The organism is Staphylococcus agnetis, assembly GCF_011466855.1.
GTDB lineage: Bacteria > Bacillota > Bacilli > Staphylococcales > Staphylococcaceae > Staphylococcus > Staphylococcus agnetis.
The window spans coordinates 2,064,689-2,077,911 of sequence record NZ_CP045927.1; the positions used below are offsets into that span (position 1 = coordinate 2,064,689).

At 35.9% G+C, this 13,223-nt stretch carries 12 protein-coding genes; 3 read left to right on the forward strand and 9 right to left on the reverse strand.

The window, feature by feature from the left end:
* Positions 1-46: 46 nt before the first annotated feature.
* Entirely contained in the window at positions 47-769 is a 723-nt protein-coding gene (locus GJE18_RS10460; RefSeq protein WP_060551843.1) for an epoxyqueuosine reductase QueH, read from the reverse strand.
* A gap of 238 nt (positions 770-1,007) precedes the next feature.
* Between GJE18_RS10460 and GJE18_RS12365 the strand changes: the two genes are divergently transcribed.
* Both GJE18_RS12365 and GJE18_RS10470 read left to right on the forward strand, forming a co-directional pair.
* A complete protein-coding gene (locus GJE18_RS12365) occupies positions 1,008-1,235 on the forward strand; it encodes a YozE family protein (RefSeq protein WP_157950530.1) in 228 nt (75 codons plus the stop codon).
* Positions 1,236-1,465: 230 nt separating this feature from the next.
* On the forward strand, positions 1,466-1,924 hold the full coding sequence (locus tag GJE18_RS10470) for a hypothetical protein (protein ID WP_085622773.1): 459 nt from the start codon (positions 1,466-1,468) through the stop codon (positions 1,922-1,924).
* Positions 1,925-1,998: 74 nt separating this feature from the next.
* Here GJE18_RS10470 and GJE18_RS10475 read toward each other — a convergent pair whose 3' ends face one another.
* Positions 1,999-3,747: a YhgE/Pip domain-containing protein gene (locus GJE18_RS10475; protein ID WP_060551846.1), complete on the reverse strand. Its 1,749-nt coding sequence runs from the start codon at positions 3,745-3,747 to the stop codon at positions 1,999-2,001.
* Positions 3,748-3,943: 196 nt separating this feature from the next.
* Here GJE18_RS10475 and GJE18_RS10480 point away from each other — a divergent pair, with 196 nt between their 5' ends.
* Complete coding sequence (locus GJE18_RS10480; RefSeq protein WP_107376504.1) at positions 3,944-5,260, forward strand: glucosaminidase domain-containing protein; 1,317 nt, start codon at positions 3,944-3,946, stop codon at positions 5,258-5,260.
* 101 nt (positions 5,261-5,361) lie between these two features.
* Here GJE18_RS10480 and GJE18_RS10485 read toward each other — a convergent pair whose 3' ends face one another.
* From GJE18_RS10485 to GJE18_RS10515, 7 genes are all read right to left on the reverse strand, one after another.
* Positions 5,362-5,943, reverse strand: a complete 582-nt coding sequence (locus GJE18_RS10485) for a hypothetical protein (RefSeq protein WP_107368825.1) — start codon at positions 5,941-5,943, stop codon at positions 5,362-5,364.
* Between the two features lie 125 nt (positions 5,944-6,068).
* A complete protein-coding gene (locus GJE18_RS10490) occupies positions 6,069-7,265 on the reverse strand; it encodes an MFS transporter (protein WP_107368824.1) in 1,197 nt (398 codons plus the stop codon).
* A gap of 179 nt (positions 7,266-7,444) precedes the next feature.
* Positions 7,445-9,391 carry a fructose-specific PTS transporter subunit EIIC gene (locus GJE18_RS10495; RefSeq protein ID WP_107368836.1) on the reverse strand — a complete coding sequence of 649 codons (1,947 nt, stop codon included), beginning with the start codon at positions 9,389-9,391 and terminating at the stop codon, positions 7,445-7,447.
* Positions 9,392-9,536: 145 nt separating this feature from the next.
* Positions 9,537-10,307, reverse strand: a complete 771-nt coding sequence (locus GJE18_RS10500) for a hypothetical protein (RefSeq protein ID WP_107368823.1) — start codon at positions 10,305-10,307, stop codon at positions 9,537-9,539.
* Positions 10,304-11,206, reverse strand: a complete 903-nt coding sequence (locus tag GJE18_RS10505; protein WP_107376505.1) for an ABC transporter ATP-binding protein — start codon at positions 11,204-11,206, stop codon at positions 10,304-10,306. Before GJE18_RS10505 ends, GJE18_RS10500 begins: the two co-directional genes overlap by 4 nt.
* A 241-nt stretch (positions 11,207-11,447) precedes the next feature.
* Entirely contained in the window at positions 11,448-12,173 is a 726-nt protein-coding gene (locus tag GJE18_RS10510; protein ID WP_107368978.1) for a MerR family transcriptional regulator, read from the reverse strand.
* A 31-nt stretch (positions 12,174-12,204) separates the two neighbouring features.
* Entirely contained in the window at positions 12,205-13,158 is a 954-nt protein-coding gene (locus GJE18_RS10515; RefSeq protein WP_060551851.1) for an alpha/beta hydrolase, read from the reverse strand.
* Between the last annotated feature and the right edge of the window lie 65 nt (positions 13,159-13,223).

Sequence of the window (13,223 nt, forward strand, 5' to 3'; positions counted from 1 at the left end):
AAATCATTACTAAACTAATTACAAAAGAGACATATCATCTTTACAATTACTTCTCAATGCTATCTAAAAATAACTTTGCTTGGCGATTAATTGTTTTAAAATCAATCCCTTGTTGTTGTGCCGCAAATACACATCCGCAATAACATTGACGGAAAATATCATACTCTTGACACATTGTTATCGAACGTTCATAACCTTTGTTTTTCTTGAAATCGCTCGGTAAATAAAACACATCATACAATTTTTGAACTTCAAGTCCAATGCCATTAATTAATTGGGCATTCTTTTTAGGTGACAACGTAATTGCACTACCAAAATAGTCGTAGTCAAAGTCTACCGCTGCTTGCGCCACCATATCTAAACGCATCTCAAAACAAGCGGAACATCGTGCGCCACCCTCTGGTGCATCCGTGACACCTTTGTCTTTTGCCATTTTCATAAATTCATGTGGTTTATAAGGGGCTTCGATATATTTCACATTTGCGCCTGTACGCTCATTAAAATCGTGTACGAATTGCTCTTGCACTTTCGCACGACGTAAATATTCATTTTTAGGATGAATATTCGGATTCGCAAAATATATCGCTATATCTGCATATTGTGTTAAAAATTCTAACGTATACGTACTACAAGGTGCACAACAACTATGTAGTAAAATTTTAGGTCTTACTCCTTCACGTTCCCAATTTTGAATCATTTTTCGTAATACTTTATCATAATTTATTTTTTGATTTTTCATTTTGTCTAAAATTTCATTTGCTTCTATCATCGCTGACTCCCTTTCTTTATCTATGCCGTATTACTTATTAGTTTAACATTATTCATGAAGAATGAAATGTAAATCTTTCTAAAGGAATGGTAATATAGAGTAGAGACCATACTTATTCTGGAATGCATTAAAAGGTATCTCTGTTACGAATCATTTTTATCGTTACACGCCAATGAATACATTTTTTTGAATCACTATCCTTAATTTGTGCTATAATATAGTTCGGCTCGTAAATGAGGTGAATTATTTGAGCTTTTATGATTACATGCAAGATTTCTTAGAAGATGATACGCCCTTAGGTGATTTGGCACGGCATATACATGCACACGCTGAGTTCCCTGAAGGACTTCATACGTCTGATGAGATTTTAGCGTGCTTTCGAGAAGCTCAGCGGTATGATCAATTGAATTATGCCGATCTCAAGCGAGCAATTGCATTATATATGCAGTTCGGATCCTTAAAATAGGATCGTATCATTCATTCTAATGAATGACCAACGGGAGTCTCATTATGAGGCTCCTTTTTATATAAACTGAGGTTGAACTTCTTCTGAAATTTAAAACATTGCTATAAATATGGATTTATCATTTTAAAATCACATGACATTCTAATAAGAGATTAACCTCTTACGAATTGGGGTATTATTCGCTATACTATAATTAATGAAAAGGCTGATTGAAGGAGGCTACCACGATCATGAAAAAAATTGTATCTGCCATCGTCATTTTGTTGCTTATTGTCGCTTTAGTCGCAGTTTCGATAAAAGCATTTACACATGAATCACGTACAGATGACAGTGCACAAAAGCAAGAACAACAAAAGAAACATGATAAAAAGGAACCATCAACTGAAGATAAATCTACTGAAGAAGCAACATCAGAACAATACTTTGAGCAACCGACGCAAGAATATCACACGACGCAACAACCAACCTACCAACCCCCTGTACAACCGACACCAGAACCACGAAAGCCAAAAGAACCATCAACTGAACAAAAACCTAAGAAAGCACCTACTCAAGAAAAACCATCAACCTCAGAACCGTCACAACAACCTGCATCATCTGAACAACCAAAACCACAACCACCTCAAACAACACAGCCTGCACCAAAACCAAATAATAACACACCAAATGCCAACCACAAACAACCTTAAACAAAAAGCAGTAGCGATTTTAGGCGCTACTGCTTTTTTCAATCTTTTAAATTATCTTAGTGTCAATTGATATTTTATAAGGAAGATTTAAACAATTTAGATTGCCCTCGTTTTTCGATGCGTCTTAAGTATGGGCGACGTACCCATGGATATATGATAAAAGCCACCATAAAAATAATTAATCCGTATAAACCAAGCCAAGCTGTTTCAGTTATTAATACATCATACACTACCCCGCCGACCGCTTCTCTTAAAATTTTAAAACTATGATAAAACGGTAAATACGGTTGAATGTGTTGTACGAATAATGGTGACACGTTGATAGGAAACAACCCATCCGTGCCCACAAATTGAAATGCGAGGAGCAATACCGTCATCATTTTACCAACCTTGCCAAACAAGGTCACGATGGAATAAATCATTAACATATACATCAATCCAATGTACATCGTCATCCCAATAAATAACAAATGACTTTGCATTGAGATATTCAAAATACCTATCAACGCAACTGAAATGGCTACAAATTGCATACAAGTAATGAAGGTATATATACCCAGTCTCCCAAGAAAATGGTGTCTTGACGTTAATGTTTCCGATGTCATGTCGTAAGCATGGCGTGTTGGAATGATTAAAATTGTGAGCACTATGCCAAGCCATAATCCTAAAGACGTCACAAAAGGCGTGATACCACTTTGAAAGTTTTCCACTGAGAATTGACTTTGACGGTCAATATGAATAGGATTGGATGCGACACCCGCTTGCTTTTTCAAATCCGTGCGCATCAATTTAACAATATGTTCAAGTGTATTATCTTTATCTAACGTTTCAAACGTTTTGTTAGCCTCAGCGACCTCATTTTCAACAGAAGGCAAATCTCTTTCCAGTGATTGTGCCAGTTGATGTAACGCCTCTCGCGCACCCGGTTCATTATTTTCTAATCCTGCTCTCACCGTATCATATTGATTGAATAATGGCGGTAACGCTTCATTCAACTGTCCCGTTATAACGGATATATCGTTAGCCTGACCACTCAGTACAGGTCCATACGTTGCAAGATTTTGTTGATGCACTTGATTTAAATTTTGTGTTGCTGCCATCGCTTCATTTTTATATTGATCAGCCTGTTGCAATGTCGCTGTATGCTGCTCTAAGCTGTTCAATTGTTGATCTAATGTTATCATCGATTGTTTGAACTGCTCAATTTTAGGCAATGTCTCATTTGCAATAGCAATACTATCTCGGATTTTTTGATACGACGGTAATTGATCTTCAAGGTGAATCCCCTGTTGATTAGCTTCATCTAACAATACTTTCATCACTGAACGATTAAAAGAGGCATCCGCTTGTTTAATAGCTTCACCCATTGTCGCATCAGTGAGTCTAGGTGTAATCGCATTAACTTTTTCATTGACGTGATAGGTTACCGTAGTTTGTTTCGGTTTTTGACGTATAATGCCCGTAACATCCTTTGAAAAGGTTTGAGGTATGTATAAAACAGCAACATAATCGCCTTGTTTTAGTGCTTTATCCGCAGTTTGACGGTCTACAAACTGCCAATCCCACTTGTGTTGTGTTTTCAATTGTTGTTCTACTTCTTTACTAATATTCACTTTGCGCTTTTGAATTTGTGTGCCTTGGTCTTCATTGACCACCCCTATTTTCATATGTTGGGTCTGTTGAAATGGGTCTTTATTGGCACTCAAGTCATACCATACGAATAAAGCTGGTAGCACTGTTAATATAAGTACAATGAGCCAAACGAACGGACTTTTTATAAGTTGTTTCATATCCATCTCAAACACATCGATGGGTTTTTTCATAATTTCACCTCAAAATGAAAAAGTCTTTATTAATCTATTATAATCATGTAAAATTTAAAATGTATATATTTGAAATTTCTAAACTTTAAAAATTCATTAATTTTTTGTAAAAAGTCTTTATGCCCCACCGTTTTACGTGTAAATTTTTATTAGTCGGCAAAGCCAAACGTATTATGATCAAGGAAGGAGCACTTAAGTGAAAAGACATTATGTAGTTCGAACACTCATCGCGACGACGCTTGTCGCGCCCTCTTTCACACCTGTCGCTCATGCGACTTCAGACAATCATACTACTGAAGATGCACGCAATACGCCATCCGAAACGCGTACTCACAATCATACAACATCAACTGAAGGAATGGATGCATTTTTCAAAAAATATGGTGACAATGATCAAATTTCGTCTCATAAAGAGGCGCCTCAAACTGATCACCAAAGAGAGAACCCACAACTCCCTTCAAAAGATGATTTAACATCATCACGTGACCACGCACCACAACAAGCGTCTGATAAAGCGACAAAACCAACACGTCAAACAACACTTTTTCAAACACAACCTGAAGGCAACAATCAAACGCAACTGCGTGTCATAGAAGACCCTGAAACACGCGCATTTATTAATAAAATTGCACCACATGCACATCACATTGCTAAAAATGAAGGCATTTATGCATCAGTGATGATTGCGCAAGCTGTGCTCGAATCCGATTCTGGACGCAGTGATTTATCTAAAGCGCCCAATCATAATTTATTCGGAATGAAAGGGCAATATCAAGGCGCATCTGTACCGTTTCAAACACTAGAATCAGATGGCAAACACATGTATCAAATTACTGCAGATTTCCGAAAATATCCGAGCGATAAAGAATCGTTAAATGATTATGCTTCATTAATTAAAAATGGTATTGATGGTAATCCTACAATATATAAAAATGTATGGAAAAGTCAAAGCAATAACTACAAAAAAGCCGCACAAGGATTAGTAGGCACGTATGCAACAGATCCAGACTATGATCAAAAATTAATTCATTTAATTGAAACGTACGACCTTGAACGCTATGACAATCCAGAATTAGCAAGCCCACTTTCGGAAGGTTCTGTACAAAAACCTGCTACTCTGCGAAATGTTAATTTCCAACCTTTTAAAGTTGCAGGAGGTAAAGCAAACTACCCGCAAGGACAATGTACATGGTACGTCTATCACCGAATGGCACAATATAATGCGCATATCGCAAGTGATATGGGTAATGCCAGTGATTGGAGCTATAACGCATTAACTAAAGGTTACAAAGTGACTGACACACCTCAACCACATAACGCTGTGGTATTCCAACCAAATCAGTTTGGTGCAGATCGCTATTATGGTCATGTCGCTTTTGTTGAAAAAGTAAATGACGATGGCTCAATTGTTATTTCGGAAACAAACGTCAAAGGATTAGGCGTGATTTCCTACCGCACACTTGATGCGCATACTGTTAAACAACTCGATTTCATTACAGGTCAAGCTCAATAAACGCTATTATTTTTCTAACGCTATAGGATTAAAATAAGGAGCCCGGTTCATCGTACCAGGCTCCTTATTTTTATGTGTGTGAGGTCATTCATTTTAATACGTTATTTCGGAAAGGTAGTCGTAATGACCATTTTACTGGCTATAAGTGAATACATCTTATCATTATGATACTGTTGATATAATGTAGACATATCTTGTGCTTTCGCACCTTTTAAGAAATCTTTATACAACGATGCATTTTGTGTACCACCAATCACAACTTGCGAATTGCTTACGCCTACAATTGTGGCAAAGTTCCCTTTTGCAGGTAACACTTGATAAAAGACCATATCTTTCGGTGCACCTGGCATCAATTCAATGTTGTTTACCTTTTTAGGTTGTTTCACCAACGTGATTTTGTTTAATGGATACACATGCTTTTCACCGCTCATCCATGTCACCGTAAATTTACCTTTTTGAATGTCATTTCGAGTAAAGGTATATTGATCATAGCCTTGAATATAATATGCTAAAGCAACTTTTTGTTGTTGACTCAGTTGCACATTTGCCTCTGCCGTTGTCACTTGGGACGGTGTTTCTGAAGATGGTGTTGTTGTTGCATCTATGGAAGGTGCCATTAATCCTAAAGTCATCGTGCTAGCAATAACAAGTGGTACCGTACATTTGTAATAGTTTCTCATCATTTTCGCACTCCTTATTCAACCTCACACGTTATATTTATATATACCCTATTTAAACAATTTAAAAATAATATATAGATTGATAATTTTAACAAATAACTTTATCTGCATCATACTGTATCGAAGGGCTAGCTTGCTGCTTCAAATGTCTGACCATATATTTTATTGATAAACACCACTATCAACACTGCCATTGCAATTGCACAACCTGCAAACGTAAGTAAAAATGACAACGGCAATAAATACCCAAATAATACATATGATAATGGAACGAGTGCACTAGAGAGACTTTGATTGACTGAAAATACACGCGACTTAAATGCTTCATCTACCGTATTTTGTAAAAGAATTTGATACGGAATATTTCCGAGTGTAACTGAAAAACCTAATAATAACTGCCCTATAATGACAACGCTATAAACTATCATTGATGATGCGCCTAAAACGTTAATTATGATATACAGTAGCAGTATCAATTGTTGTAATAGAAGTGCGTACAAAAAACTACGTCTCAAATGCTTTTTGAGGGGAACAACTGTAAATAAAAGTGCACTCAGTATTAATGCGACCCCTAGTGTACCTTCAGCTACACCTAAATGCTTGGCACTCAGTGAGAGTTTTTGAACAATCAATATCGGTACACCTACGATAAGAACATTCATAATAAAATTCAGAAAAACGGCAATGATTAACAAATATTTCACTTCTGTCATTTGATGTAGATACTGTACCCCTGCTTTAAAATCTCCCCAAAACGTTTGTCTTTCAGTTTGCGTTTGTCCATGTTTAAACGTTAAAAAGAAAATAAATATAAGCGCTACACTTTCAGTTACAATATTCATGAATGCAACTTGTTGTATATTTAAAAATGAAATTAAAATACCACCAATGATGGGTGAAGCGAGCATTGAAGCGGATTGAATCAATTGCCTTAAGGAGATGACACGTTCTAAATAATCGCCTGTAATCCATTTTAAATTAGTGGTAACAATCGTTTTTACGATAACATCTACGACAACAAGTACCATCATTAAAAGAAAGATAACTTGATAATGACCCTTATAAAATAATGTAAAACTTGTTAAAGCGAGAATACTGCCAATTTGACCGATAAATAAGATGGTTTTATTGCGATGTCGTCCAATGACATTCCTAATCAATGGCATCGAAATCGTATTAACAATCGCTAATAATGCGAGATACATTCCAAATATTGAACCCGATCCCGTTTGTTGTAATATGTAAAAACTGCATGTAAATGTGAAAATACCTGACCCCAATGTTGACAACGTATCAAAACATAATAAATAGAATGATTTTTTCATGTTGTCCCCCTTTTAATGTATATTTTATACAAAGTCAGAATATTTTGAAAGTATTATTGAAAATGATATTAAAAAATGGCAGACGATTTATTTTTTTGGCGTTTATTAACATAATAAAAAACCTCCAACATTCATTTTAAATGAACGTTAGAGGTTGTCATTTTCCATTTAAAACGTATTTATTTCATAATCTCTATCATATGTTGATACAAGACATTTTCTGTTTCACTTTGGAGTAGCGCTTCACGTTTGGCGTCATCCATTAAATGGCGTGACAAGTTTTGGAGTGTCTTTAAGTGCATATCGTGACTATGTTCTGGCACTGTAATTAGAAAAACAATTTGAGGAACTGTGCCATCTAAACTTTCCCACGTCACACCTTCATTATTTTTTAAGACTGACACGACCGGTTCTTTAATACCTGCTGACTTTGCGTGTGGCATCGCAATGTTCATGCCGAGCGCAGTAGTAGATTCTGCTTCTCGCGCAAAGATATCTCGCGTTAATGTTGCTTTATCTTTAACATAACCATGTTTGTCCAAGTTTGAAACCATGTGTTCGATTGCCTCATCTCGCGTCATCGGTTGCGTTTTAATCATTGTTGTGTTTTTATGAATCAATTGCGTTTGTGATACATCTGTATTTGTTGTCGCGTCAGCATGCCCTGTGTTTTCAGTAGTTTCAATCGATGTTACCGGACCACTAGCAGTCGTTACAATAGGCGTACGCTTTTTCAAAACAAGTACGAGTGCTGCTGTCACGAAACTACCAATTAAAACAGCAATAAAGAAAATCAACACTTTATCAATCCCACCTAATACCGCAACGATAGGTCCCCCGTGCGCTACTCGGTCACCTACACCACCAAGCGCCGCAATCACAGCGGCCACCATCGCACCGATAATATTTGCTGGAATAATACGTAATGGATCTTGCGCCGCAAAAGGTATGGCACCTTCAGTAATGCCAAATAACCCCATCGTGAACGACGCTTTACCCATTTCAATTTCGTTATGGTTGAATTTACGGCGATTCATAAAAGTTGCGATACCCAGACCAATTGGCGGTGTACACACAGCAACCGCAACCATACCCATGACACTATAATTGCCTTCAGCGATTAAAGCAGAGCCGAATAAAAATGCGACTTTATTAACTGGACCACCCATATCAAATGCAATCATGGCGCCAATGATCATCGCTAAAATCACAATATTCGCCCCTTGCATGCCCTTAAGCCAAGCCGTTAAACCTGCAAAAATACCAGCGATAGGCGCCCCAATCACATAAATAAAAATTAAGCCCACAATGACGGAGGAAATAATCGGTATAATTATAATCGGCATAATCGGTGCCATTGCTTTAGGCACTTTCACTTGTTTTATCCATTTCGCTATATACCCTGCAAGAAAACCAGCAACGATTCCGCCTAAAAATCCAGCACCTGCATCACTGCCATAGAAACTACCATCCGCGGCAATCGCGCCACCAATCATACCGGGAACAAGGCCTGGTTTATCAGCGATGCTCATCGCAATATAACCTGCAAGAATCGGTACCATAAAACTAAAAGCCAATGCCCCTATTTTTTCAAAAGGCTTCCAAAAAGAATCATCAGGAATGACAATCCCTTGCGTTGCCGTTTTTTCACCGCCTAGTGATAATGCAATCGCAATCAACAATCCCCCTACAACGATAAACGGGACCATAAAAGATACACCGTTCATTAAATGTTGATACACATGTTGCATTCCTTTATGTTGTTTATCGTCTTCATTGGACGGTATCGTTTCATCAGATTGGGTATCACTGTGATATACCGTGGCCTTTTTCTGTTGAATACGCTGAATTAAATCTTTCGGATGATGAATACCTGCGCGTACAGTTTCATTGATTAGCATCTTCCCATTAAAACGCGACAAATCAACTTGACGGTCAGCGGCTATAATGACGCCATCCGCTTCTGCGATATCTTTCGCAGACAACTGATTTTCAACGCCAACACCGCCTTGCGTCTCAACTTTCATATCAATCCCTAATTCATGCGCAGCTTGTTCTAACTTCTCTTGCGCCATATACGTATGCGCGATTCCATTTGGACAAGACGTCACCGCTACGATTTTCATACCAACACTTCCATTCAATGATTTTAAATACATACTCATCATATAGCAGCACATATTAGGAATCAATACAAAATTAAAAGCGCTTACAAAGGTAGGTTCCGATAAAGTAGCGTATGCAAGTTTGAGACCTTAAATAACATTAACATTATTGTCTATTATTACCATTTTCAATTTTAGTGTTTTTTCTTAGTGGCTTAAAAAATGTTAAACCTAATAGAATGAAACAGACTATTACACTTGAAATAATTTGAATCCAATTCTCATAGTTTACTGTTTCATATTGTAATATTTTTACAGGGGATAACAAACCTGTAGGCGACCAAGTTTGGAATTCATCATTAAAATTAAAAAATATAGCACTCATGATTAACCCTTCTATAAATATTGCAGTAATAAAGGGTGAATTAATCCAATAAGAAATAAGTCCTGACCATGTGATAAATATTAAAATACCACATAGTTGAATAAGTAACGCTTTAATTGCCAAACTATAAACAAAATCATCAAAGATTACCCAAGTAACATATAATGTTGTACATGCACCGACAACACTACTTATACAAGTGACTATTAAACTTACTATAACTTTAGGTAACAGTATCCTCCATGCGTTTTTTGCTCTTGTTGTATAAAAAAGTTGAAGCGCCTTATCTTTTCCTAATCTGCATCTATCTGCTACGATGTAAGCACTTATAAAAAGCACTAATTGTGATGTATTCTTAAAATAAGATTTGATTAAGTCCTCCCATTCAGGATTAGATATCATGATTTTATTATTGACATTGCCAAATCCATTGATGATTTCATTTGAATAATATGAAAATAATGGAGAGGTAAGTCCTGAAAAAATAAATATTGCTAATAATATCAAAAATCTTTTACTTCTCAGCCAAAATAAAAATTCCAATCTAATCATTGGTTACAATGCCCCCTTTTCGCTTCATTAATATGCCATTCAAATGCTTCATTTAATGAAAATTTATTAACATCTAGTTTAGTAATGTTACGGGAAAAGGGAGCTAACAGTTGAATTACATTTTCAATTTCAGTAGAATCGAATCTAATTTTTTTCTCATTAATCTTTATTGATTTAATGTTATTATGCAATATAAGCTCATAAAATGTTTTTGCAACAGCTTTATTTATAAATTCTAAATCATAACAATCGCTATTTTTCTTAGTAAATTCTTTAATATTTCCTTCAAAAATCAATTGTCCTTTATTTAAAACGATTAAATCCTCTACATTGTTTTCTATCTCATTTAAGTTATGGCTGGATAAAACAACCACTCTATCTTTTGAAATTTTATCAATTAAATTATAAATATCTTTTTTACCAAATGGATCTAATGCGCTAGTAGGTTCATCTAAAAAAATGATGTCAGGTTCAAGTATAAGCGCAGAAGCAATTCCTAACCTTTGTTTCATTCCTCTAGAAAAGCGCGAGACAATTTTATCCTTATGTTCAATCAAATCCACTTCTTTTAATAAGAAAATCATTTTCTTAATATCGTCTTTATGATATATGCCTCTTAGTCTTAGAGTTTGTTCTAATATTTCTAAGGGAGTTAGAAAGGGGTCAAAATTTGGCACATCAGGACAAAAGCCAATTTTTTCTAAATTCACAAACACATCACCCTTTGTAGGTTGTATTTGACCAAGAATACCATTAATCAGAGTTGTTTTACCTGCACCATTAGGGCCTATTAGTCCAACAGTACCTGATGTTTTAGAGATAGTGAAATTAATATCATCGAGTATTTTGAAATTTCTTGAAATTATCGATAAATTTCTAACCTTTAACAAATATGTCATTTATTTACCTCTTCAGCATTTCGTCCAATTAAAATATAAACAACTCCTCCAAAGGGTATTGAAATACAAATGATTACTCCCCAAATCCATTTAGAAAAAAATTTGACATTCGGAGCTTTAATTAAATCATATAAACAATAGGTTAAATAAACTATAACGATTAGTATAAGTGGAATCATAATTTTCAGATCCAACTCATCCCTCCTCAGCACACATATTATAGGAATATTCAAGTTAATAACTACACTTTTTCATGATCTACGACTTCCAAGCAATAGCCTTTGAAGCCACACTCTGGACATGTGAGTTTACGTGTCCGGGGTGTATGTGGTGCTAACAACCAAGCTTTAAAATCAGGTTTAAATACGTGATGACAATTTGGACACATGTAACTTACACTATGGTAATAGGTTTGCGTAATATAAGCTGCTGCGGCAATACTGCTTGTAATACCTAGCACTGATGGCCATACTTTTTTATGTTTGTAACTTTGATAATGTGCCATCCATTCAAATAGCGTTGCCCCTGTTGCAATACCAATTGTTTTATACGTTAAGAATGGAAAATCTTGATTCGATTTTAGTACAGCATCAATATCTTTGAGCTTTGTAATTGGAGAGTCACTATTGTCATGAATCATTTTATTCATCGCTTTCATCTCCTTTAATTGTGCTTGTTTTTGATGGATGTCTTGTTCTAGCTGTTCCATATTGTCATCTAGCAACATTTTTACAGTTTTTAATGCATGTTGTTCTTCAACAATTTTAGCAATCGCACTCAATTTAAATCCCAATTTTTTTAGTAAAAGTATCGCTTTCAATTTTTGGACTTCTTCTTCACTATATTCACGATACTGATTGTCTTTCGTGAATGCTGGTTTCAAAATATTTTTTTCATCATAATACTGTAACGTGCGTGCTGATATCCCAAATAATTTGGCAAGTTCCCCTGTAGAATAACGTGTCATGATGTCACCTCCGTACTTTGAATGTAATGTATCACGTAGCGTGAGGGTCAATAATTTCTTTCATAATAAATAAAAATTTTTCCGTTTCATCGACAAAAGGCGCATGTGCGGCGTCTTGAAAGTAGTAATATCGCTTATATCGAGACCCTAACTTCTCAAAAAAAATCCTGCTTTCTTCAAGCGTTGTCTGCATATCATGCACACCTTGCATAATGACAATGGGCACCCATATTTCCTGGGCAATATCTAATAAATTTGTATGTGTCATCTCTCGATTGAGGTGTGGAGACCCCACAAGACCACTTCGAAAAATATTTAAACGTTCACGTAATGTATAGTGCGGTGTTTTTAAAATAACTTGAATCATTTTCAACAGCCCATACCCTCTACTTGAAAAACCAGATTTATAACGCGCAGTATACCAATCTCTTAATAGACGATAATATTTATTAGTGTGAAAATCATAGTCTAATCGTACTTTTTCTAACAGTTGTAACCCCTCATGGTCGCCTTCTTGGTGCGCAAACATTTTAATTTGATTTAAAATGCGATGTTCATTTTTAAGGACATGGCCTAATTGACCTACGCCAATGTATGTCGCAATACATTGAGGGTACTGATGCGCAAGATGTGTGCCAATAATTGTACCAAACGAATGACACATTAAATATACTTTTGACTGGTGTAATGTTGTTGTTAAATATTGAATCAACTGATGGGCATCTTCAACAAGCGCTTGTATCGTGGGCTCTGTTCGTATTCCCGACATGCCTGTACCTGGTTGATCCCAATATACAACTGTATATTGATGTGTTAAATCAACATCGTGTGCACTCATAAAAGGATACAACGGAAACCCTGGTCCGCCATGAATAATGAGCAAGACAGGATTTGACCAATCTCTTGACTCCATGATTATTCCATGTCGCTTACGATTAATGGTTAAATATTCTTTTTTCACTTGTTTTGAAGTGTTTTGTTTCATAATTGGCTCACCGTTTCTTTTTTCTAATCCATTTTTATTATAGCCCAGAATGTAGAAAGACGTTA

What these genes read in the sequence shown, in the direction of transcription:
- GJE18_RS10460 (WP_060551843.1), bottom strand. Translation starts at nt 769, where the DNA reads ATGATAGAAGCAAATGAAATTTTAGACAAAATGAAAAATCAAAAAATA.
- GJE18_RS10470 (WP_085622773.1), top strand. Translation starts at nt 1,466, where the DNA reads ATGAAAAAAATTGTATCTGCCATCGTCATTTTGTTGCTTATTGTCGCT.
- GJE18_RS10475 (WP_060551846.1), bottom strand. Translation starts at nt 3,747, where the DNA reads ATGAAAAAACCCATCGATGTGTTTGAGATGGATATGAAACAACTTATA.
- GJE18_RS10485 (WP_107368825.1), bottom strand. Translation starts at nt 5,943, where the DNA reads ATGATGAGAAACTATTACAAATGTACGGTACCACTTGTTATTGCTAGC.
- GJE18_RS10490 (WP_107368824.1), bottom strand. Translation starts at nt 7,265, where the DNA reads ATGAAAAAATCATTCTATTTATTATGTTTTGATACGTTGTCAACATTG.
- GJE18_RS10495 (WP_107368836.1), bottom strand. Translation starts at nt 9,391, where the DNA reads ATGAAAATCGTAGCGGTGACGTCTTGTCCAAATGGAATCGCGCATACG.
- GJE18_RS10500 (WP_107368823.1), bottom strand. Translation starts at nt 10,307, where the DNA reads ATGATTAGATTGGAATTTTTATTTTGGCTGAGAAGTAAAAGATTTTTG.
- GJE18_RS10505 (WP_107376505.1), bottom strand. Translation starts at nt 11,206, where the DNA reads ATGACATATTTGTTAAAGGTTAGAAATTTATCGATAATTTCAAGAAAT.
- GJE18_RS10510 (WP_107368978.1), bottom strand. Translation starts at nt 12,173, where the DNA reads ATGACACGTTATTCTACAGGGGAACTTGCCAAATTATTTGGGATATCA.
- GJE18_RS10515 (WP_060551851.1), bottom strand. Translation starts at nt 13,158, where the DNA reads ATGAAACAAAACACTTCAAAACAAGTGAAAAAAGAATATTTAACCATT.